The organism is Pseudomonas sp. JAI111 (genome assembly GCF_024809425.1).
GTDB lineage: Bacteria > Pseudomonadota > Gammaproteobacteria > Pseudomonadales > Pseudomonadaceae > Aquipseudomonas.
Genome location: NZ_JANUCB010000001.1, coordinates 534,273 through 556,502 on the forward strand (window position 1 = coordinate 534,273; position 22,230 = coordinate 556,502).

The following is a 22,230-nucleotide window of genomic DNA, read 5'->3' on the forward strand; positions in this document are numbered from 1 at the left end:
TGGTAGTGCATTACAAAAACAAGAAAGCACTTCACGACTCTACTCCCCTTTATACCCTTGATTTATTTCCTCCCGCGCTGCGCTGCGCCAGCTCCTTTATTGTCGACCATTTCTAACACTTCCCATTCAATCTAACGAAACAGCAACTAGCGACCCGTTAAAAGTCGTCAGACTGCTTTCAGATCGATCAATTAATCTATTCACTGACGAGCGCGCCGCACAGTGGCGTTTCGATCGTCAATGCGACGCCATCTTATAAAAACAATAACGCTTACTCATCAACTTTGGCTGTTGTCTGTCGACGCGCAAATGGACGTATTTTGGGGATATCGCATGGTTAACAATCTTCGTATCAATCGAAATACCCACCTCAAAGGACTGACCTTCTGGGGACAGTGGGCATTGGGTCAGGGCTATGTAACGGCCCTGTTGTTTTTATTAGTTTATAACCAGACCGGAACACTGGAGTTCTATTATCGAGTCTGCGCCATTCTGACGGTATTGGCCTCGGTGCCCGCTTATACATGGTGTGGCGTCTATGCCAAGAAGGACAACTACCTGGCGGGTTTGGGACGTTTGCTGATGGGCTGGTCGATGACACTCGCGGCATTGGCCTGCGTGGCGTTTATCTGCAAGGCTGATGAGCTGTTTTCGCGCCAGATCATCCTGGTATGGGCGGCCGTCGGCTACCTTGGGCAAGCTCTGCTGTACGTGCCGCTGCATGGATTCGCGCAATACTATCAACGGTCACTTCAGAGCGAGCATAAAACCCTGATCGTCGGCACAGGCGAGTTGGCATTGGGGCTCGCCAGAAAGCTGCGCAGCCTTGAGCACTTTCCGCTGGTGGGTTTGGTCAGCACGGACACCACGGTTCCGCTGGGCTTGGGGGCGCCGCGTATCGTCGGTCCTCAGGAGCAACTGCTGGAGTTGATCAAAGCCCACGACATCCGCCGTTTGTACATCACGCTGCCCCTGAGCGAAGCGGCAAAGATCGAAGCCATGTACATCGATCTGCTGGGGGCCAATGTCGATGTGGTCTGGGTGCCAGACTTGAACAGCCTGACGCTGCTCAATCACTCGGTGCGGGTCGTGGACGGTTTGCCGGCGATCTACTTGAACGAAAGCCCGTTGACCAGCCAGCCCACCGCCGCACTGAGTAAAAGCCTGCTGGAAAAGAGCGTGGCGCTGTTGGCCATTGTCCTGCTCAGCCCCCTGCTGTTGCTGATTGCCCTGGCTGTGAAACTCAACTCTCCAGGGCCGGTGTTCTTCAAACAGGATCGTCACGGCTGGAATGGCAAGGTGATCCAGGTCTGGAAATTTCGCTCGATGCGCGTGCACGACGACCATGAAGTCAAACAGGCCAGTCGAAACGATTCGCGGATCACCGCGGTTGGGCGGTTTATCCGCCGCACGTCGCTGGATGAGTTGCCGCAACTGTTCAACGTGCTGCAAGGGCATATGGCACTGGTGGGCCCACGTCCGCACGCGGTTGCGCACAACGATTACTACTCCGGAAAAATTCTCGCCTACATGGCCCGTCACCGAATCAAACCGGGGATTACCGGCCTGGCCCAAATCAACGGATGCCGTGGCGAGACCGACACCCTCGACAAGATGCAGAAACGCGTGGAAATCGACCTCAAGTACATCAACAACTGGTCGTTGTGGCTGGACCTGAAGATCCTGGTGAAGACACCGTTCACCCTGCTCTCCAAAGACATCTATTGATGGCTTAGTGGCCGGGCACTTCAGAATGACAAGGGGACGCAAGTCCCCTTTTTCGTGGGCGTCTATCAGGCTTTGCCGACCTATCAAGGCCATTGACCGGGCGTGACAGGACCATCGCCGGGGGATCTGGCTTACGGGTTTCAGTGGGTCGGATAACGCAGCGAACGCTGCACAGAAGAGGCTTCAGCGTACGACCGTCAGAGCATGGCCCTTACGGTCGATCGCATCGCGAGCTACAGCGCTGATTGCCCTGTAGCCCGCTCGCTGTCACTCGGTGATCTTGTCGAAGTTGCGGTAGAACATGTCGCTGTCACGGCTATCGGTCATGGAGTGTAGCCAGTAGCTGCGATTGAGCCGCGCGCCACCGTCCCGGGTCAGTGGCGACCAGACGATATTGGCGCGGCGCATGGTCGACATGCTCATGAGTTCGTCGAAAGGAATCGAGAGGTAGATGCCTTTATCGAAACTGCCTTCGCCGTATTCTGCGGTGGTGGCAGTGGTCAACGTGGCCCAGGCACCGAATCGCACGCCATTGGAAAACTCCCGCGACAGGTCGATCGTGGTGCCCCAATCCCGCGCCAGGTAACGTCCAACGCTGACGGCTGCCTGGGTATCGAAAGGCAAATCGGTGTAGCCGGTGATGTGACCTGTCACGGTCGAGTAATCACGCAGGCCAAAGCCCTGGTTGAACTCGCGCTGACGCACGTAGTTCAGGTCCGCGCCCACCGACCAGCGCTGGCCCGTCGGACGGAACAGCACCTCACCGCCAACGCCGGCGAACATCGATTCCAGATAACCGCCGTAGACCATGCCAAACAGGTCTTTATCAAGCTGTTCGGCGTGGCTGAGTTGAAACGTCGGCATGGTGACGTCCGACGTCGTCAGGTACTTGCGCAGGTCGGTGCGCACCCGTGGCAAACCGCTTGGCGCGTCGTAGGTGAAGTGGTCGTAGTTGTTCGCCAGATTGGCACTGAGCATGCCGCTCCACCACGTGTTGCGCGTGAAACGATACTCGGCGTCCGCATCGGCACTCAACTGATAGAGCAAACCATCAGGGCCACCGACGTTCTGTTTGTAGCCCAGCCCGACCCCGTAGTTGAACGGATCACGCGCTGCGGTATAGAGCGTGGTCTCGGTGTGTGGCATCGCCGCATTGACCTCGGTGCTGCGATGCAGGGTTTGCAGTGGTTCCTCGTTGTTGACCACTTCGCGAAAGGTCTCACGCGGCACGCTGGTTTCTTCCAGCGGCATGTCGTAGCGCTTGTTCACCAGGGTGAACCAGTCGATGTCGTCGTTGACGCTGTTGTCCAGAATCCGGCTGGCGCGGCCGACCGCTTTTGCCGAATGGAAATAATTTGACTGCTCGCCATACACAAACAACTCTGAGCCGCGCTGGCTAATGCGCTCGACTTTGTAGCCGGCGTTTTTCTGCAATCGTTGCGACACGTTGGCCCAATTGACCTGGTCCGGCGCAATGTTGGGTGCGTGTGCCGGCAGACGCTCCGCCGGCGGATCGTAAGTCTTGGCCGGCGCTTTGCGGCTGACGAAGTTGGTGTGCAGGGTGATGCCGAACATCGCGGTATTGCCGCGTTCCCAGCCAGCGCTCAGATCAACCGAATCGGTCAGCTTGAACACCGCGCCCAGGTTGATGGGCGAGTCTTGCTTGATCACGTTGTCCTTCGGTTCGTTTTTATAGTCGTTGCCTTCGTACTCGAGTTTCAGGCTGAGCGGCTCCCAGGGAGTCTGGTAGGTCACGCCACCAAACAACGAGGGACGTCCACGGAAATAAGCGCTGGTATTGACGTCACCGGTGCCCTCGCCCTGCGGCCGGGTCTTGAAGCGATCGTCCGCCCAACCCAGCGGGTTTTCGAAATCGCCTCGATTGCCAATGTAGCCCCAGGCAATGCCCGCGCTGAAATCGAAGTCGTCATAGCGTTTGTTGGCGACCAGGAACTCGCTGGAGAACAGACCGGTGCCGCCCACGTCGCGAAAACCCAGGGCCACATCAGGTGCCCAGTGGGTTTCTTGCCACAGGCGTACCTTGAGATCCACGGCCTTGTCTTTGTAACTCTGGTCGCCACTCAACGATTCGGGACCGTACCTGCGATTGGTGATGGCGGTGTAGCGAAACGAGCCTTCCAGCCATTCAAACGGCTGCAATGAAACGCTGTAGCGACTGTAGGGGCTGGTCCGACTGGCGTTCACACTCAACTCGCCGGCCGGCGCCATTCGGGCGGTCGGCGTTTGCATCAAGCCCACGCCGCCGAAATCACTCTGAGTCAATCGCGGCTCTGCGTGAGCCAGACCACACGGCAATAACAACACTGCTGCAAAACGTAAATTCAAGGAACCACCTCAGCCAGTTGCGTGGCAAGAAATTCGGCCAACTGCTGATTCAGTTCAGGTATAGGCGGATTGAGATCATCATTTTTGACGGGGACCAGGATCTTGCTGCCCGCGGCAGGCACCTGACCGCTTTCGCGATTCCACGGCGCGATACCGACTCGTCGGGTGACGCCATCGGGCTGAATGATCCACAGGTAATCAGCTTCGGCGTCGTCGCTCAGCGGCGAACACGCTTGCAGGTAATCACGAGCCTCTTGCATCGGCCGATAGGCGAGCCGACACGGTTCAGCGACCGCGCCTAACACGTCAACCACATCCGAGCGCATCGGGTAGATCAGGCTGTCGCCATCATCGAGGCGAAAGTTGCGCGCGAACCCGACTTCGACCGCGACCGGATCCAGCACGGCCACCTGACGCCCGGTCACCGGCAAGCGAATGACGTGCTCGTACATCTGCAGCGCCAGTGCCGCGCGGCTGGGGCGATCAAAGAGCAATGCCGTGCGCTGCAGCACTTTCAAATCGAACAAGACGCCGGCTTTGAGCCGGGTCTGCTCTTCGAGCAACGAACGTCGCAGCCAGGCAGCCGCCAGCCAGTAGCTTTCGGGGTTGGGCCGCGCGATGCGCATCACGTCCAGCGCGCGGCCACCGGGTTGCAGCTCGACCGCCCCCGGATGGCCGACGTCGCCATCAACAATGACTGCCGCCTGACTCACACCCGCCGCGCCCCACAACAGACACGTGCACAACACCTTTGAAAGTTTCAACGGACCGCCCCGCGTTCAGCGGTCAACTGCACGATCTTCACCCGCAGTTGCGTCGTCAGCTGCTGCTCACTTTGCAGGATGAAACCGCTATCGGGATCGACCCAAAAATGATTGGTCGCGCGCAGGCCAATCGCCGGCGCATCAATCTGCTCATCGACACGCAGCACAGCGTATTCCTTGTCCAGAATCCTGATGGTTTCCATGGCTTGCCGGGTGAAGCGACTGTTTACCGCAACCCCCACTTCGTAGCCGTGATAGAGATCGATCCAGCGCTGGCTGGTGTAACCGTCGGGCAGCCGATGAAGGCCTTGCCTGAACGGCGAAACCGCGTCAAAACGGGTCCCGTCCAGATCACCACCGAAGCCCAGACCGACAGTGCGAACCGCCAGTCCATCGCGCAGCATCAGCACTTGCTTGCCGGACGCGACCCAGTACTGCAAGTCACCTCGGGCACGCACCATCGCCAACACCCCGATGCCGGACGGGGTGGTCAGTTTGAGTTGGGGGTATCGAACCGCGGCCACCTGGGCCGGGGTCAATTCCAGATCATCCGGACCGCTGGCCACGGCTTTGAAGTTCGCCATCGTGGCCTTCATCAGGGGATTACATCCACACAACAGCAAGGCCGCCATCAAGCAGACGCTAACGTTCAACGTTCTCACAGTGGGACCAGGCCTTATCTGCTATTGGCTTCACTTAAATTGTTTTGTGCCGCTGCGCCCATACCGAGAATCGAGGCAGATGGCACCAACTGACTGATGAAGCGGTTCCAGCGGGTGACGTTGGCAGGGCCCACGTAGACAATGTCTTGCGGGCGAACATCGAAGTGAGTGGCGAGCGCCATGGCGGACGGCGACTCGGCTTGCAGCTGATAGATTTTTGCGGGTTCTGTATCGAGGTTTTCCACGCCCCGGATGACGTACACGGCATTGCCGTTCGACGTGGTCTGGTTCAGGCCGCCGACCGAGCCGATGACGTCAGACAGATTCATCGTGCGGGTCTTGAACGTCAGCGCGCGCGGCTGATTGACCTCGCCCATCACGTAGATCTTTTTGCTGTCGTTGTACGGCAGGTACAACTGATCGCCGCCCTTGAGGTAGACCTTTTGCAGCTCGGCATTCTGTTGGCTGAGCGCATCCAGATTGAGCGGGTACACCCGCCCGTTGCGCGTCAATAGCAGCCCCGACAAGTCGGCATTCACCGGATCGATGCCGGCCGAGCCCAAGGCTTCGACCACATTGAGCGCATTGGTCGAAATCGCTTGCGGGCCGGCTTTCAATACGGCGCCCGAGACCACCACTTTCTGACTGGCAAAGCGCAACACCGCGACATCCACTTGCGGGTCCGAGATGAAGGTCGACAACTTCTCGGCGATATCGGATCGCAGTTGCTGGACGGTCTTGCCGGCGGCCTGGACTTCCTTGATGTAGGGGTAATAGAGCGTGCCGTCGGAACGAACCAGACGGCCGTTGGCATCGATTTGCTGTTGCGCCCCCGAGGGTGCGGTCAGTTCAGGGTGGTCCCACACCGTGATGTACAAGACATCGTTGTTACCGATGCGGTATTCGTCGGGCGGGCTCAACAACTCAGCGGGCAAGGACTCGTGTTTCTGCGTGGCCCTGTCCATGGCAATGAGCTTGGGGGTAATCGGAATAAGCTCGACCCGACTGCTTTCGCTGGCGCCTTCGCGCGTAATCTCGCTGGTGCTCAGATGTTGTCCCGGCGAAAACATACAACCTTGCAAAGCAATACTTGCCAGCATTAAAAATGGAACACTACGAATCATAATGGCACTACGCTATTCAAGGGCAAACCCAAAACAAGATCGCCCAGTGTTAGCCGGGCAATCTTGAATGACACCTGCGATATTTATCAGTTACTTGTGCCGGTCGTCCCGGTAGTGCCCGTTGTCCCGGTGCTGCCAGTTCCGCCATTGGAACTTCCGCCGCTGTTGGACGCGGCCACTGCACCGGCCACCAATGCGGTGCTGGCCACCGCCGCTTGGCCAGCCGTCACCTCACCCACAACTTTGGTGTCCAGTGTGAGTGCCTCTTCCGCGGCGAGTGCCCAGCCGCTCGTCATGGACAACAAGGCACATAACATCATCTTTTTCATATCAAACTCCTTCCGGCGTGTTCTTTATATCTACGGACTTGCGGGCACTGTTTCCAGTCAATTTTCCCGACCTTAATTAACATCGCCGCCAGATATAACAATCGAGTGAAAAACACCCCCGTTAAACCCACGCCCATCAGCCTTGATCGAGGTATCCCCGGGGATGCTTCGATTGCCAGCGCCAGGTGTCCGTCATCATTTCCTGCAAACTGCGCGTGGCCTTCCAACCGAGTTCCTTCTGCGCCTTTGAGGAATCAGCCCAACACTCGGCGATATCGCCCGAGCGGCGCGGCATCACGCGATAAGGGACTGGCCGCCCCGACGCCTGCTCGAATGCCCGAACCACCTGCAGCACGCTGTAACCGTCGCCGGTGCCGAGGTTCCAGACATTGATTCCGCTGCGCGTCGAGATCGATTGCAGTGCCTTGAGATGCCCGTCCGCCAGGTCCACCACATGAATGTAGTCGCGCACACCGGTGCCATCGACCGTGGGGTAATCGTCGCCGAATATCGAAAGCTCCTGCAGACTGCCGACGGCGACCTGACTGATGTAAGGCACCAGGTTATTGGGAATCCCGCTGGGATCTTCACCCATATGCCCACTGGGGTGAGCGCCGATCGGATTGAAGTAACGCAACAGCGCGATGCTCCATTTCGGCTCTGCTGCGCACAGGTCACGCAACACGTTTTCGATGATCAGCTTGGATTGCCCGTAAGGATTGGTGGGCGTGCCCGTGGGGAAATCCTCGCGAATCGGCATCTGTTCCGGCGCGCCATACACCGTGGCCGATGAGCTGAACACCAGCCGGAATACGCCGGCCGCGGCCATCGCCTGGCACAGCGTAATGCTCCCGCAGACGTTGGATTCGTAATACTCAAGCGGCTTGCGCACGCTCTCGCCGACGGCCTTGAGGCCGGCGAAATGCAGGACGGCATCAATGGAATGTTGCTGAAAAATCCGGTCCAGCAAGGGCCTGTCGCACACGTCCCCGTGAATCATTAACGCGGATTTTCCGCAGATGGCTTCTACCGCATGCAGCGCGGCGTCAGAGCTGTTGCACAGGTTGTCCAGCACGACCACTTCGAAGCCCGCTTCAAGCAGCGCAAGTGTGGTGTGAGAACCGATATAACCGGTTCCACCCGTTACCAGAATCTTCATAGAGCGGTCCATAGTGGGGTATTTAAGTGTTCAACTGTCCGCTGCCAGGCCTATAACTCCCGGCACATATCACACAGTGACGCCCACTACTTATTAGCATCTCGGCCTAATTAACACTATTAACAGACACCGACTAAAACTAACTAAAACCGCACAGACCCGACAACTAATAACATTTCCAAAGTTACAAGTGTGCCACTAATTGCCATGAAACCACTGCTGGGGTATTAAAGTGCAAACGCTGTAATACATCGATATTCACAGTCCCGTCTTTCGCGTTCTGTGAACAATGACTTTCCAGGATATATCTATGATTCGTAAATGCTTGTTCCCCGCCGCCGGCTATGGCACGCGCTTCTTGCCTGCTACCAAAGCAATGCCAAAGGAAATGCTGCCGATCGTCAACAAGCCTTTAATTCAATACGCGGTTGAAGAAGCACGAGATGCCGGTTTGCAACACATGGCCATTGTGACTGGCCGGGGCAAACGGGCACTGGAAGACCATTTCGATATCAGCTACGAGCTGGAACACCAGATTCGCGGTACCGAAAAAGAAAAGTTTCTGGCCGGCACCCGTGAGTTGATTGAAACCTGCACCTTCGCCTATACCCGCCAGGTCGAAATGAAAGGCCTGGGGCATGCGATTCTCAGCGGTCGCCCCTTGATCGGCGATGAACCCTTTGCCGTGGTGCTGGCAGACGACTTGTGCCTGAACCTGCAAGGCGACGGCGTCCTGGCGCAGATGATCCAGCTCTACAAAAAATTCCGCTGCTCGATCGTGGCCATTCAAGAAGTCCCCCATGACCAGACGCACAAGTACGGCGTCATTGCCGGCGAACTGATTTCCGAAGGGATCTACCGGGTCAACAGCATGGTCGAGAAACCGGCCCCTGAGGATGCGCCGTCCAACCTGGCAATCATCGGCCGCTACATCCTGACCCCGGACATCTTCGACCTGATCGCCGACACGCAACCTGGCAAGGGCGGCGAAATCCAGATCACCGACGCACTGATGAAGCAGGCACAAAATGGCTGCGTGCTGGCCTACAAATTCAAGGGCCTGCGCTTTGATTGCGGTGGTGCGGAAGGCTATATCGACGCGACCAATTTTTGCTATGAGCAGTTGTATCTCAACGGCCTTTAAGCACTGTTGACCCTGCGCATCCGCCATCAAACCCATTCATCGAGGCAGGCCACTATGACCACCGCAAAACGCTCGGCAGACATCAAACCGAAGGCGAGCAACTTCGCAGTGATGGCCTGGCTGGGCACCAGCCTGCTGGTGGAGCGCATCGGGGTGTTTCCCTCGTCGGGCGATCTCCTTCGCCCGGTCAAGGAGCTGCTTCCCCTGCTCGCTCACCTCAAGAGCCTGTACGTTCACCAGGCGCTGGATATCGAGGAGCACAACGGACTTAAAATGATATTCAACGACTGGCGATTCCGGGTTCGTCCCCACGACAGCGACCCGGTTGTCGTGATCACGATTGAAACGCGCTGCGATGCGGATCTGATGCCGCTGAAAACCGCAGAGCTGCTCGGTCATCTGGAGCATTTTGAGCGGTGACGATTATTTCAAACCGCCAGCGCAGCCCTGCTCCTCGAGCCCACCGACGATCAGTCGATAAAGATGATCGGCGATCAGCCGGCCGCCCGAACCGGGGATGGGATGTATCTTGTCCGGGCCGATCATCGGGGTCGGCCCGTCGCTGGCATAGCGTTTAAAGTCCGGACCGAATGCACACTGCAAACTCAAATACGTGATGGTTTGCGAACGCGCCCAGGGTTCCAGCACCCGGGCATAATCCGACATCGGATAGGCACTGGATCGCGTGGTGTCCTGACGCAGAATCACGTTGATGCTCGCCGCCGGATGGATCTCGCGAATCATCCGCACCAGCCCTTTGATGTTCTCCAGATAGTCCTGGGGCTTCACGCCGAACCCCTGATCGTTACCCCCCAACATAATCAAGTAAACGTCCGCCGGTATCTTTGAAACGACTGCCTTCCACTGGGTTTGCCACTGGCTGTCGTCTTTATAAAAGTCAGCGGAAGCGGCGCCGGAAGCGGCGAGTTTGGAGACCCTGACGCCTCCACGGTTATTGGCCAGCCACAAACCGAACAACGTCGGCGCCCCCTTCACCACTTCGAGCCTTAACGCCCAATCAGCACTGGCGGGGACGCTCAATTGCACTTCCTGAACCCCGGAGCCCGCCATCGTCAATGCCTGCCACGGGTCTGAAGGTGCCCACCGATAGCGCAACTCATTGGTTTTGCCGTCGCCCAGATAGAGCAATCTGGCCTGGGCAATGGAGGTATCGATGACGGCCGTTTGACTGGAATCCACCTCAAGCCACGCCCCCACCTGGCCGGTCACGGTACGGCTGTCCGGGCTCGCCTGGCCAAGCCTGGAAACGTCCCAATCACCACTGAAGTACTTCTCGCTGCTGCGGGTGTATTTGACGTTGGTACCGCCGAGCGCAGCGCCATGGTTGAACCCGACATAACCGGGTCCGGCGAAACCGAAATTCTTGGCCAGGCGCTGAGTCAGGTTGTTCAGATAAAAGTCCTGCCCGGCGCTGTAGCTGTCGCCAATCACCGAGATGTCCAGCACCTCCCCCGCTTTGCCCTTGCCCAGCCCGGCAAGCCGTTCACTTGAACTGCGCACCTCGACAACCGGAGCTGGCACGGGACGCACATCATCGACATAGGCCATTGGCTCATTCCTCTATCAAATCACCCGCTGAATGCTGCTCAGGATTGAGACACTTTCAGCTCGGGTGTTGGCGTCTTTTTGCCGCTCGCGCGCTCACCCAGAAACAGCACGGACGTCAGGGCGAAACGACTGAACACGTTCGACAACAGCACCGGCCCCAATAGTCCGCAGAGCACACCACCGATAACCAGGACGCTGTCGTCGGTAATGCCCAGACGACCGAACGCGAACCGTGAACTGGCTGCAAACAACACGTGAAACAGGAAGATCGCGTAAGAGTATCCGCCCAGCCAGATCAGCGCTTTTGAACGCATGTCACTCGACAGCAGCGCCACGCAGGACGCGCAGCCGACAAGCAATCCGACAAGGCTTCTGCGATCGACGATCAGTTCGCGGTCCACCGCAGCAATGTAGAGCAATGCGATGGAGATCAACACAAACACCACCGGCCCGATCACTTTGAGCGATTGCTTTATCACCGCGACCTTCTCGTGGCAGATCATCCCCGTGACGAAAAACGGCAGCAAATAGAACGCGCCATTAATGCCAAACGCATCGATCGCGAAAGGCGGCAACAAGAACGCCACCGCTGAAAACAAAAACAACAGGTACAGCCGCGTCATCGTTTGCAACAGACCACGCCACTGCAGAAAACCGACAAACATGAAAATGATGAACACCGCCTGCAAGAACCAAAAATGGTTGACCGGCAGATAAAACGACAACAACGCCTGGATTAAACCGACGTCCTTGTTCACACCCGGCGCGACAGCCTGCAACACCGAAAATGGCACACCGACAAAAAACAACGGCACGATCAACCGTCTTACCTTGCCTATGCAGTAAGCGGAAAAGTCATTGCCCCTGATTTTGTAGATGGAATAGATGTAGCCCGATATGAAGGTAAACAGCGGCATCCGGACGTACACCATCGAATCAGCCAGCACTCGAAACGGCGACCCCAGGTCTATTTTCAATCCACCGCCCAACGGCCCGATCACGTGATAGAGCACCAGCAGCAAACACGCCAGGCCTCTGAGGGTTTCTATTTCCAGCGACTTCTTCTTGCTTTGCATACAGCCCAAACCTCAGTTCAAGACCCGTGATTCAACCGGCCCGGGGTTTCTTGCGCGTAACTGCAGCCCCAGCCCCAGAAAGAGCACCGGCACCACCATGGAGAAATGTCGTGCGAACGAGCCAAAGTCAGGCTCGAACAAGCCCTGCACCAATAAGAACGACAGAGGGATCGCAATCAGCTCTTTGACTTTCGGTTCGATGATCGAGCCCTTGAAGTGACTCGCCGTCATCATTTTGAAGATCAACAACGAGGTCATCATCATCAGCACGACAAAGATGATCTGGCCCAGGCCAGACAACAGGATCAACTCCACCGGGAACGACAGCCTGAAGAAAATGCTCATCGAGTCCACGGCCTGGGAAACGAAGTCACCGCCGCTGAGCCACGACACAATCAATGACTTCGAGCCCTCCTCCCCGAGAGTGCGCTGTTCGTTGTTACTGGCGCGAATCGACGACACCGAATAACCGACCAGCAGTTGAATCGCAGTGGCAATCACCAGATAGAACATGAACAACATCACGAAAAAGCTGAAGCGCGATACACGCTTCTTCATCACGCACACACCGACCCAGACCAGCGAAAACAATATCCAGTAGGGCCGAATCAGCACGCCATAGAACAGCGCAGAAAGAAAAAAGCCCGCCCGGTATCGCTTCGAAAAGGAAAAAAACAGGATGGCGATGACCGCCACAGAAACAATGATTTCCTTGGTCAGGTTATCCAGAAAGAACGACCTGACCACGCCCCACAGGCACAGGGTCAGAAAGATCGTCAGCGGTATTCTTCTGAAGATGAAGATCGGAATAGACGTCAGGAACAAGTTGCACAACATGCCGTAGGCCCACGCGTTGTCCAGGTTGATCCCGGTGGGTCGCAACAGGTACGCGGAACATTCGTAGGAAGAACGGTCTGGCGAAAACGGATTCCAGAAGTTGCAGTTGTCCGAGCGAGCGTAGGACGTCCACAAAGTCATCGCATCAGGACCCGGATCGCGGTGCATCAACAGCGGCATCGCAATGGACAGGAAAAGACCGCAAAACAGAATCAGGAAGGAAATGGACGAATCCAGTTTTCTGCCGCGAAACTCGATGGAAGGCAGGGATAACGCCATTACACAGTCCCCTTCGTCCGGGCAAACCGAGTCAACAACGCAATAACGACCAGTTGCACCGTAATCGAAAAGACATTGCCCCACGCCGCGCCATAGATTGAATAGTGCTTGATCAGCACGTAGCTGACGGGCAGCGAAATCACCAGGCAGATCGCCGCACTGGCCAATGACACTCGACTGTTCTTCGAAGCGATAAGGCCTCCCCAAACGATGTCGCCAATGGCACGAAGCGCAAACGAAAAAATCAGGACCGCTAAAATCCTGTTGTCCGGGCGCGGAACAGCTACATCGACATAATCCAGCAGGATGTTGAAAAAGGCGTAGATCGCCACCGCCACAGCGGCGGAAACCACCAACGAACGCAGCACCCACTGATTCAGGAACAGCTGCCGAACCGTCAGCGCCTGTGGATTATTCTTGTAGCGCTTGGCGAGTACGGGAATGCCGACGACAGCAACAACAGCGTAGGACAGCGCTTGCAGGGTATTGGCGGCGGACCAGGAATACACGTACTTGCCGAGGCTGGCGTAGGGCTCGATGTCCAGAATAAGAAAGCGCTCGGCGTATTGGCTCAACGCGATCAAGCCGCCGCCCAGATAAAAAGGCAGCCCGGCTTTCCAGACGGACACCGTGGTGACGGTACTGACCTCCCGCTCCCGGTGAACGTTAACCACAATGAAGTAGCCGGCCAGGATCACCAGCACGTTGGTGACTACCCACAACCACAGCACGCTGGCGATGGAAGACACGACGCCCGTCATGAGTCCGCCGACAGCAATGAGCGCCCAGAGCCCGGTTTTTATGAAGAACAGCAACGCGCCCCAGTTGGCTTTTTGTGCGGAAAAGACAAACGAATTGATTTCGAACGACAGATGCTCGGTGAGCAACAGCAGCGTCACGCAAGCGATCAACGCGGCACTCGCTTCGACATTGCTGATCAGCGAGTAAAGCGTGACCGTCACCACCGACAACAACAGACCCACCGCCAGGTACAAGATCAGCACCTTGTCGACGACACCTCGCGAACTGCCGCCGACGCTGATCAGCCGGTTGATCTCGGAACTGAACCCGACGCTGTAAAACTTCGAGGCTATCAGTGAGGCCGCCACCACGACGCCGTAAAAACCCAATGCGTCGTAGCCCAGATAATGAGTAATGGCCAACACCAGCAAAAACTTGGCACCGAGTGCGCCGCCCCGCAGCAACAGCCGGAATATCATCGAACAATCCCTTTGATGATAGTGTCCATCTGCAGCGTTTTAGCTTCGATTTCCTTACAGGTGTCCGTGAGTCTTTTGCCGAATCGGCTCAGCGCATTCGGCGCATAGACAGTGTCGATGATGGTGTCGACGTTGATGTCTGCGCCGTTGATCACCCAGTCTTCCACGCCCATGTCTTCATAGGCTCCAAAGCCTTTGCGCTCATAGCTGATATGGAACGCCGGTACGCCGGCCAGCAGCGACTCGATGGCGCCGTGCAGTCTTACGGAAATGACCAGGTCGGGCTGATACTTGGCCAGTGTCGCCTTCAACGGCAGCAGATCCTCGGTGATACCGAGTTCACGATAAAACGCCCCGTCATCGTTGCCGCGCACGGCGCTTTGTACGGCGCACACCACTTTGCTCTTGGCCCGCAATCGCTGCAGAAGAAGTTTCAGATTGGCCACGTAGCCGACTTTCTTGTCTTTGCTCCATTGCGGCGGTTTGCGTAACACCACGCAAACCACGGCCGGCGACGCTGCACAGCGGGTGAACTTGGGTTGCAGCAGGATCTTCTTGGCCAACGCCTGGACCGCCAGATCCGGCGCGCGATACACGTTTTCATGGGCCGCGAAAATGGCTGAAGAACGGTTGTCGCGGACAAACACTGCATCGGCGCTGGCGTAGTGCTCTACGATCTTGCTGCTCTGGCCATGGAACGGACCGATACTCTGCGGCAGGTAAACCGACGGCACCTTGCTCAAGATGGCCGTCTCGAGTTGCTTGGCATGCCCCAGTTTCAGCTTGATATGTTCAAAGGCGCTTTTGGAGCGCATGTACCCACCGCCGACCCCGACAATCAAATCACAGGTGCTCAAAAGATCAGCCAGCGCGGTGTAAGACTGGTTGAGAAACAGCGCTTCCTTGACCCGGCCAAATCCTTTAGCCGCCATGACAGGCGCGTCATACCGCTTATAGGGAAGATAACTGAATGATTTGGGGTCCGACGCAACTACGTTGATTAAAGTGTCAGGCCCGAAATTTCGCAGCACCAAGGCGATTGCCAAATCAACGAGAAGGCCATCGCCCGAGTTGGACGCACTGTAGCCATGCAAAATAGTTACGTTCATCATCTTGATTTCTACTTAATAGGTTTGAGCGGAATACACGTCGTAGGTTTGCTGAATCATCAAGGTCGCACTGAACCGCTCGCGCACTTTCTTGCGGCTTTCGGTCCCGAGCTCGAACAATTTTTGCTTTTTGATGTTCAGTAGAATGTTGGCCAGCGCCTGGTAATCGCCCGTCGAAAACAAGTAGCCGGTGATGTTGTCCGTCACCAGCTCAGGCAGCGAAGTGCAGTCACTGGCAATCACCGGCACGCCCATGGCCATGCCTTCAAGCGGCACCATGGCAAAGCCTTCCCAACGACTGGGAACAATCAGGGCATCGGCGGTTTTATACAGCTCGTTGACTTCAGCAGGCGTTACCCAAGGCAGGTATTCCACAGCGTCGATCGCCGGGCATTCGACGGACTCTTCATTGACAGCACTGCCCACGACCGTAAGCCGCAAGTCCGTTCGCTCGACTTCAGCAAACGCCTTGAGCAGCACATCGAAGCCTTTCTGATAGTCGAGTCGCCCCACGAACAACAGCTGAATGTCCGTGCTTTCGCCAGACTTGTTCTCATCGCTTTTGTAATGAATACCGTTGTAGATCAGCTTCATCCGGTGCCGGTCGATACCGAACGAAGCTGCCTTATCCATTTCGTACTGGCTGACACAAATAATGACGTCGGTGACTTTCTGCAAAAGCCGCTCGACCAGCGAATACACTTTCTGTTTGACCGGAGAGCTCTCCATCAAAAAAGAAAATGCATGTGGGCAGTAGATGATTTTGGGTGCACGCCATGGGCGCATGACCAGACAGACACACCGGCCAATGACCCCGGAGAATGTGCTGTGCAGGTGCACGACATCAGGCTTTTCCTTGAAGATCACCCAGATCAGTTGCCAGGCAAACCGCAGGAGGGAGATCACATCCCGCTTGTTCCTGGAGAAGGTCCTGATGTCTTTTTCATCAATACCGTGCAGTTCTTTTTTCTGATCGAACGGGATCAGATACACCAACTCGTATTGACGAGCGTCACCCTCGGGCGGCGTCGATATCGTACGAATGACTGTTGCCACTCCGCCCTTAATCGTTTCGGCCACGTGCAGTATTTTTTTCACAATCTACCCATCTCCATGATCGTAGTCGCAGGCGATAAAGCGCTGAGCGTGGGTATGTTTCACCCCACGCTCGGTCAATTACCTGGCAGATAGAAGTCGCGTCACGCCTTGTCAGAGGCGTATTCATAGTTGTAATAGCCGTAACTGCTATTACCGTAATAACTGGACGCCCGTTTCTCGACGCCATTGAAAATGGCGCCCTTCAACTCGATGCCGTTTTGAGCAAACCGGCGTATGGTCAATTCGATTTCTTTGGCCGGGTTGACGCCAAAACGCGTCACGATCAGATTGATGGCGGCTTCACGTCCGACAATGGCCGCATCAGTGACAGCCAAGAGCGGCGGAGTGTCGATGATGACCACGTCGTAGCGTTCGCTGAGTTCCGCCATCAGCTCTCGAAAGTTGGCATGCATCAGCAGTTCCGAAGGATTCGGCGGTACTTGGCCACGACTGATGAAGTGCAGGTTTTCGACCTCCAGCTTATTGATCGCCTGGTCCAGACTGCAGCGTTTAACCAACAGGTCCGACAAGCCATTGTTGATCGGGGTCGCCAGCGTCTTGTGCAAATGACCTTTACGCATATCGGCATCGATCAGGATGACCCGCTGCCCGCTTTGAGCCATGACGGCGGCGAGGTTAGAGGAGACAAATGTCTTGCCGACCTGAGGGCTCGGGCCGGAAATCATGATGCGATTGTTGGTCGCGTCCAGCCCCGCAAAATGCAAACAGGTTCGCAGGCTGCGTATCGATTCGATGGACAAATCGGTGGGGTTACGCAGCGCCAATAGAAAGCCTTGATTAGCACTACCGTCGGCCAGCCGGAGTTTCTTGGTGTCCTCTTCCTGCTGCAACGCGCTGTACGGAATAGAGGCGTAAACAGGCAGCCCAAGTTGCTCGATGGCTTCGGGCCCTTCAAGTCCGCGACTTAGCGATTTGCGTACTAACACCAGGGCGACGCCGACAAACGCTCCCAGAAAAGTCGCTATAAGCACGATCAGGACTTTACGTGGTTTGACCGGGGTGGTGATGTCGACATCCGCCGTATCAATGAGCCGCGCATTGCCGACTGCACCGGCCCTCACGATGTCCAGCTCCTGGGATTTGTTCAGAAGTTGGGTGTAGATCTGCGTCGCCACTTCGACATCACGGGTGAGGTTCAACAACTCTTGCTGTGTCGCCGGCAGATCCTGAACCTTCTTCTCCAGTCCACGGCGCTGGCTGTTCAAATCGCCCATCTGAGCCATCAAGGCGCGGTAAGCCGGGTGCTCGCGGGTGAATTTACGATCCAGGTCGGCTTGCTGCAGCTTTAAATCCGAGAGGCGCGTATCCAGCACCACAATCTGCTCCAGGACAGACTTGGTCTCCAGAGAGATATTCACGGTATTGCCGCGAGTCTGATAGCTGTTGAGCGCGTTGCTGGCTTTGACCAGATCGTCTTTGACTTGAGGAAGCTGTGCCTGCAGGAAGTCCAGGCTCTGCGCCGCCTCGGCAGATGTGCGTTGCACGTTCTGCTGCACATACAGGGTCGATATCTTGTTGAGTATCTTCACCGCCAGGGCGTAGTCGGTGCTGGCCAGGGCGAGGCTGATGATGCCCGACTCCTTGCCTTGCTCGGAGACATCCAGCGCGTCCTGGTAACTTTGAATGGTGACGATACGTGAATTGCGCACCACCTCGAATTTCGTCCCCGGGTTGGCGGCCATACCCGTTACGAGCACCTCGACGCCGTTCTCTGCAGCGGCAACGCCTGCGGTACCGCTGACTAACAAACCGCCGTTGTCATCAAACAGCTGGAATCGGTTTTGCTCACCGGCAATCAGCATCAGCTTCTTGCCCAGCAACTCATCGGGCAGTTTGAGCCGTTCGATTTCAAGGCGCTCACCGCCCCAGGCAAAACTGCTCAACCCAAAGCGTGCAGGTGACACCGGTTGATCAGCAGCACTTTTATAACGACGCGCCAGAAAGCCGCCAATCACGGGAAAAGTGTTGGGCGTGACCACAATATCCAGGCGCAGATCATCGACCGTTTTACCAATGACCGCGCGGGACTTGATGATGCCAATCTCGGTAGCCGCCGGCGATTGCCCGCCAAGCATGCTGCTGATATCCGAGAAGCCCAGCATGTCATTCTTTTTCGGCTCGACCTGTACCAGGGCGTTCGCCAGATACACGGGCGGCGATAAAACCGAATACGCGGCACCGGTCACCATGAACGCACCGGTGATAGCACCTATTAACCATTTATGGTCAATCAATGTGCCGAGTAAACCGAGAAGATCAATCTCGTCTCTATCTTTATCCCGGGTGCTGATTACTGACGGTAACTGCATAAGGTCTATTCTTTTACCAATATTGCTAATCTGAAAATCATCCATCAACGTCCGAGGCGCTGCGCCCATGAGCAAACAGCCTCTTCAATCAATGCATGGGCATGGACAAAAGCAGCTTTTCCCTGACGATACGGATCCTTTATTTCGCGCTCACGCTGCCACTTCCCCAGCAGAAACACTTTGCCTCTGGCATGTGATGCAATATCGAGCACGCGTTTTACATGCTCTTTTTCCATGACCAGAATAAGGTCTGATTCATTAACGATGGCCGCTGTTATCTGCCGTGCTTTGAAGTTCGGCGCAGCGCGTCCATGTTCTTCCAGTACCGAAAGTGCATCGGGCTCCATAGACTCGCCCACCCGCGCGCCAAGGCCCGCAGAGGTCACTGAAATTGAAGGTTCCAGCGCATTGCGCAGCAACATTTCGGCTGTGGGGCTTCGGCAAATATTGCCTACGCAAACGACAAGAATTTTTTTAAACAAGGCTACTCTTCCCGTTGTAGTGTCGAATCGGCCAATGTGCAGCGGGAGTTGAGTGAACCCATAAGATCGTCCCGCATTCAGCGCTGGATCCATCATGAAATTACAAGTGTATTAAATACCACGCCCCCTAAAAAACGCCCAACCAGAATAACCGGACCAAAAATAACAACTGCATGTCCGCCATTATTTATCTGACAAAAAATAACAACGGTGTATTTTAAGTAAGCGATTAAGGGTATGGCTGTATCGACTGGTCGATGTTACTTTCATTCGACTAACACCGGGACGATACACTTGATTACCAGGAAAATTGCCAATGACCTTGACGCGCTTTCGACTGATGACAACTTCCATGCTCTTTCTATGCGCCGCCAGTCCTGCTTACGCCGCGCAGCCTTTTGCAGTGCTGGCGAAAGACGACAAGACAATAGGCGTTCAGGTAAAAATCCAAAGCTTCACCGCTAAAGATGCCCAACAGATCAAAGCCTCGGGGTTTGGATTCGTGCGCTTTGGCGTATGGACCAACAGCTTGGGCACCCCGTCGTATCAACAGCAGATCAGCGCAGCCTTCGCCGCCGCCAAAACCGCTGATCTGCCGGTATTGATGACCGTCCGCTCAACCAAACCCTTGACCAGTACGACAAACAGCGGTGACAGCGATCTCGTCGCGGCAGGCGAGGCATTCGCCCGCTCGGTCATCAGCCTGGACAATGCATACCGCACCCAGCTTGTCGCCATCGAAATATGGAATGAACCGGACTTGCCGAAGTATTGGCCGACTCAAGACTTCGAAGTAACGTTTGTGCCCTTCATGAACGCCGTGTGCAACGGGCTACAAAAACGCGACACTTCAACCCCGATAATCGGCTTTGGATTTGCGAAAGCACCCACCCAGGACTCCAAGGCTACCGTCGCACTGAACAAAATCATCAATGACCACCCCAAGTGCCTGAGCGCGATTTCCTATCACCCCTACGGCATGTCGAGCGCGCAAATCAGCAATGCTCAAGCTTTCATACTCGACAACTTTCATCTGCCGGGCGTCATCAGCGAATGGGGCGTGCCATCGCTCATCTCCATCGGCGGTACCAGCGGGCAAGCCTCTCGAATCACCCAATTCATCAACGACACCCGAAAACTGAACATACCGCTGACGTCTATCTATGAATGGAAAAACAGCGATTCTGGAGGCAATGATCGCGAGAGAAGTTTCGGAATCTTGTCATCGGACGGGACTTCAAAGCCTGCGGGGACTGCGGTCAAGTCACTATTAAAATCACACTAGCCAGTCAGTGCCCCTTTATGGGAGAGGGGCCTCTTTGTCCAACTGCGAATAACGCTCGATATCCATCGCCAGCGATGCCTCCACCAGCGCATCAAACAGAACGATTTGCGCTTGGAAACGCGGGTCTTGCTTGAATGTCTGCGCGTCGTTCATTTGCTCGATCAACACATGAGAGACCTGGATGGGCGCGCTGGATTCCACGCGCTTCAGCCAGAAGGGAATGAGGGCTGCGCCTTTGACACTCCCCATCTGCAGCAAACCCTGCATATTGTCCGGGTGGTGTTGCCGGGAAACTTCCATCAACGCTTCAAAAACGTCGGTCAGTTTTTTCATGACATAACCCAGAATAAGGTTATCGACGACCTCCACGCTGACGCACGCTTGTTGCTCCTGTGAAGCCATGTTCCGATCCACTGCGTCCATTTATCAGCAGCACATTACACGGCATCCGCACGCCTCTATTTGACATCTTATAACGTCTGCAGCCGACCCTTTTTAACAGCGCAAAATGCTCAAATCCTGGCATGGGAGTGGACGCACCGGCGTTGACCGAGCGATGCCAGCGGTCAATCGCTTTGAACCTGTGTCGTGTTTTGGCATCGTATTATCACTACCGTGCCCAGCCTTTCAAACATCCGTTTTCCGGTTGTTGCCGCCGGGACCCATCGATACGTACATGCGCCCTTGAGTGGCTGTCAGCGCTCGGGTAATGTCATTAGACCCATAGGACAGAGCACGCCCATGACTTCCAAGCTGGAACAACTCAAACAAATGACTACCGTAGTTGCCGACACCGGCGACTTCGAAGCTATCGCTCGCGTTAAACCCGTGGACGCTACCACCAACCCTTCCCTGCTGCTCAAAGCCGCAGCCATTTCTGGTTATGCCGAGTTGCTGAACGCCTGCGTTCACGACTGCAAAGGTGATGTAGGCCTGGCCAGCGACCGTTTTGGCGTTGCCGTCGGCCAGGAAATCCTGAAGGTCATACCGGGTCGCATTTCCACCGAAGTGGATGCACGCTTGTCGTTCGACACTGACGCCGTATTGAAGCGCGCGCACCGTCTGATCGAGTTGTATGACAAAGCAGGCATTGGCCGCGACCGCGTGCTGATCAAGATCGCTTCCACCTGGGAAGGCATCCGCGCTGCGGAGATCCTGGAAAAAGAAGGCATCCAGACCAACCTGACGCTGTTGTTCTCGTTTGCCCAGGCTGCTGCGTGTGCCGATGCGGGCGTGTTTCTGATTTCGCCCTTTGTCGGTCGTATCTACGACTGGTACAAGAAAGCCAACGGCAACGACTACACCGGCGCGGATGATCCGGGCGTGCAGTCGGTGACGCGCATCTACAACTACTACAAGGCCAACGACTACAAGACCGTGGTCATGGGCGCAAGCTTCCGCAACCTCAATCAGATCGAGCAGTTGGCCGGGTGTGATCGCCTGACCATCAGCCCGGATCTGCTGGAGAAACTGGCGGCCGACACCGGCAAGCTGGAGCGCAAACTAGCGCCGGGTCATGCCGGTGAAGCGCGTTTGAGCTTGAATGAAGCGCAGTTCCGCTGGTTGTCCAACGAAGATGCGATGGCGACCGAGAAGCTGGCTGAAGGTATTCGTCAGTTCGCTCGCGACCAGGAAAAACTTGAAGCATTGCTGCAAGCCAAGCTCTGATCCAGTAAGGCAAACGCAAAA

The 22,230-nt window shown here is 56.0% G+C and carries 20 protein-coding genes; 5 read left to right on the forward strand and 15 right to left on the reverse strand.

Features of this window, described 5'->3' with window-relative positions:
• The first annotated feature begins 333 nt into the window (after window positions 1–333).
• On the forward strand, window positions 334–1,728 hold the full coding sequence (locus tag HNR03_RS02625; protein ID WP_222585496.1) for an undecaprenyl-phosphate glucose phosphotransferase: 1,395 nt from the start codon (window positions 334–336) through the stop codon (window positions 1,726–1,728).
• Window positions 1,729–1,995: 267 nt separating this feature from the next.
• Here the strand turns inward: HNR03_RS02625 and HNR03_RS02630 are convergent, their stop codons facing one another.
• From HNR03_RS02630 to galE, 6 genes are all read right to left on the reverse strand, one after another.
• Entirely contained in the window at window positions 1,996–4,074 is a 2,079-nt protein-coding gene (locus tag HNR03_RS02630; RefSeq protein WP_259150500.1) for a YjbH domain-containing protein, read from the reverse strand.
• Window positions 4,071–4,838 (reverse strand): capsule biosynthesis GfcC family protein, encoded by a 768-nt coding sequence (locus HNR03_RS02635; protein ID WP_259150501.1) that lies wholly within the window; start codon window positions 4,836–4,838, stop codon window positions 4,071–4,073. The genes HNR03_RS02630 and HNR03_RS02635 overlap by 4 nt, the downstream gene beginning before the upstream one ends.
• Window positions 4,835–5,500, reverse strand: a complete 666-nt coding sequence (locus HNR03_RS02640) for a YjbF family lipoprotein (protein WP_259150503.1) — start codon at window positions 5,498–5,500, stop codon at window positions 4,835–4,837. The genes HNR03_RS02635 and HNR03_RS02640 overlap by 4 nt, the downstream gene beginning before the upstream one ends.
• A gap of 14 nt (window positions 5,501–5,514) precedes the next feature.
• Window positions 5,515–6,570: a polysaccharide biosynthesis/export family protein gene (locus HNR03_RS02645; protein WP_259150504.1), complete on the reverse strand. Its 1,056-nt coding sequence runs from the start codon at window positions 6,568–6,570 to the stop codon at window positions 5,515–5,517.
• A 140-nt stretch (window positions 6,571–6,710) separates the two neighbouring features.
• Window positions 6,711–6,953 carry a hypothetical protein gene (locus HNR03_RS02650; protein WP_259150505.1) on the reverse strand — a complete coding sequence of 81 codons (243 nt, stop codon included), beginning with the start codon at window positions 6,951–6,953 and terminating at the stop codon, window positions 6,711–6,713.
• 136 nt (window positions 6,954–7,089) lie between these two features.
• Complete coding sequence (gene galE, locus HNR03_RS02655; RefSeq protein WP_259150506.1) at window positions 7,090–8,112, reverse strand: UDP-glucose 4-epimerase GalE; 1,023 nt, start codon at window positions 8,110–8,112, stop codon at window positions 7,090–7,092.
• A gap of 310 nt (window positions 8,113–8,422) precedes the next feature.
• Between galE and galU the strand changes: the two genes are divergently transcribed.
• The gene (gene galU, locus HNR03_RS02660) at window positions 8,423–9,256 is read left to right on the forward strand and encodes a UTP--glucose-1-phosphate uridylyltransferase GalU (RefSeq protein ID WP_222585489.1); all 834 of its coding nucleotides are present in this window, start codon (window positions 8,423–8,425) and stop codon (window positions 9,254–9,256) included.
• Between the two features lie 54 nt (window positions 9,257–9,310).
• Window positions 9,311–9,676: a mannose-1-phosphate guanylyltransferase gene (locus tag HNR03_RS02665; RefSeq protein ID WP_259150507.1), complete on the forward strand. Its 366-nt coding sequence runs from the start codon at window positions 9,311–9,313 to the stop codon at window positions 9,674–9,676.
• A 3-nt stretch (window positions 9,677–9,679) separates the two neighbouring features.
• Here the strand turns inward: HNR03_RS02665 and HNR03_RS02670 are convergent, their stop codons facing one another.
• From HNR03_RS02670 to HNR03_RS02705, 8 genes are all read right to left on the reverse strand, one after another.
• Complete coding sequence (locus HNR03_RS02670) at window positions 9,680–10,825, reverse strand: SGNH/GDSL hydrolase family protein (protein ID WP_259150509.1); 1,146 nt, start codon at window positions 10,823–10,825, stop codon at window positions 9,680–9,682.
• Window positions 10,826–10,863: 38 nt separating this feature from the next.
• The gene (locus HNR03_RS02675; protein WP_259150511.1) at window positions 10,864–11,901 is read right to left on the reverse strand and encodes an acyltransferase family protein; all 1,038 of its coding nucleotides are present in this window, start codon (window positions 11,899–11,901) and stop codon (window positions 10,864–10,866) included.
• A 12-nt stretch (window positions 11,902–11,913) separates the two neighbouring features.
• Window positions 11,914–13,017: a hypothetical protein gene (locus HNR03_RS02680; protein WP_259150512.1), complete on the reverse strand. Its 1,104-nt coding sequence runs from the start codon at window positions 13,015–13,017 to the stop codon at window positions 11,914–11,916.
• Window positions 13,017–14,237 (reverse strand): polysaccharide biosynthesis C-terminal domain-containing protein, encoded by a 1,221-nt coding sequence (locus tag HNR03_RS02685; RefSeq protein WP_259150513.1) that lies wholly within the window; start codon window positions 14,235–14,237, stop codon window positions 13,017–13,019. The genes HNR03_RS02680 and HNR03_RS02685 overlap by 1 nt, the downstream gene beginning before the upstream one ends.
• The gene (locus HNR03_RS02690) at window positions 14,234–15,346 is read right to left on the reverse strand and encodes a polysaccharide pyruvyl transferase family protein (RefSeq protein WP_259152071.1); all 1,113 of its coding nucleotides are present in this window, start codon (window positions 15,344–15,346) and stop codon (window positions 14,234–14,236) included. The genes HNR03_RS02685 and HNR03_RS02690 overlap by 4 nt, the downstream gene beginning before the upstream one ends.
• A 15-nt stretch (window positions 15,347–15,361) precedes the next feature.
• The gene (locus HNR03_RS02695) at window positions 15,362–16,444 is read right to left on the reverse strand and encodes a glycosyltransferase (protein WP_310504326.1); all 1,083 of its coding nucleotides are present in this window, start codon (window positions 16,442–16,444) and stop codon (window positions 15,362–15,364) included.
• 101 nt (window positions 16,445–16,545) lie between these two features.
• Window positions 16,546–18,774, reverse strand: coding sequence for a polysaccharide biosynthesis tyrosine autokinase (locus tag HNR03_RS02700; protein WP_259150515.1), 2,229 nt, complete (start codon window positions 18,772–18,774; stop codon window positions 16,546–16,548).
• A 44-nt stretch (window positions 18,775–18,818) separates the two neighbouring features.
• A complete protein-coding gene (locus HNR03_RS02705) occupies window positions 18,819–19,256 on the reverse strand; it encodes a low molecular weight phosphotyrosine protein phosphatase (protein WP_222585481.1) in 438 nt (145 codons plus the stop codon).
• Window positions 19,257–19,572: 316 nt separating this feature from the next.
• On the opposite strand from HNR03_RS02705, the gene HNR03_RS02710 reads away from it, so the two are divergent.
• On the forward strand, window positions 19,573–20,541 hold the full coding sequence (locus HNR03_RS02710) for a glycosyl hydrolase family 5 (RefSeq protein ID WP_259150516.1): 969 nt from the start codon (window positions 19,573–19,575) through the stop codon (window positions 20,539–20,541).
• Window positions 20,542–20,556: 15 nt separating this feature from the next.
• Here HNR03_RS02710 and HNR03_RS02715 read toward each other — a convergent pair whose 3' ends face one another.
• Complete coding sequence (locus HNR03_RS02715; protein WP_259150517.1) at window positions 20,557–20,943, reverse strand: hypothetical protein; 387 nt, start codon at window positions 20,941–20,943, stop codon at window positions 20,557–20,559.
• 339 nt (window positions 20,944–21,282) lie between these two features.
• On the opposite strand from HNR03_RS02715, the gene tal reads away from it, so the two are divergent.
• On the forward strand, window positions 21,283–22,209 hold the full coding sequence (gene tal, locus HNR03_RS02720) for a transaldolase (RefSeq protein WP_090182140.1): 927 nt from the start codon (window positions 21,283–21,285) through the stop codon (window positions 22,207–22,209).
• The last annotated feature ends 21 nt before the right edge of the window (window positions 22,210–22,230 follow it).